Here is a 397-nt window from a genome sequence, read left to right as displayed (position 1 = left end):
CCTTGGCTGCGTGCGATTTAGCGTCGCTAAATCGTCTCGCGGCCTGCGGATTGGTGGAGCCTATCGGGATCGAACCGATGACCTGATGCTTGCAAAGCAACCGCTCTCCCAGCTGAGCTAAGGCCCCATGCTCAACGTGAAGTTGAGAAAGTTACGAGCCTGTCACGCCGCGCCGTCAGTCGCAGCAAAGCTGCGCCTTATGGCGCACTTCGCAGCGCTGGCCGTGCTTGGCCGCGTGCAATTTAGCTACGCTAAATCGTCTCGCTGCCGGCGCAAATGGTGGGCCGAGTAGGAGTTGAACCTACGACCTCACGCTTATCAGGCGTGCGCTCTAACCACCTGAGCTACCGGCCCATTTGCGTCACCCGAACTAGCCCCAAAAGGCCGCAGGCGGCAA

At 59.9% G+C, this 397-nt stretch carries 2 tRNA genes; both read right to left on the bottom strand.

Features of this window, described 5'->3' with window-relative positions:
* Positions 1 to 51: 51 nt before the first annotated feature.
* Positions 52 to 127: transfer RNA gene (locus LQ953_RS16135), tRNA-Ala, on the bottom strand.
* Between the two features lie 150 nt (positions 128 to 277).
* Positions 278 to 354: transfer RNA gene (locus LQ953_RS16130), tRNA-Ile, on the bottom strand.
* Positions 355 to 397: the final 43 nt, after the last annotated feature.

Origin of the sequence: Sphingomonas sp. IC-56 (genome assembly GCF_021043375.1) — a bacterium.
Taxonomy (GTDB): domain Bacteria; phylum Pseudomonadota; class Alphaproteobacteria; order Sphingomonadales; family Sphingomonadaceae; genus Sphingomonas.
This window is presented reverse-complemented; position numbering and strand designations above follow the sequence as displayed.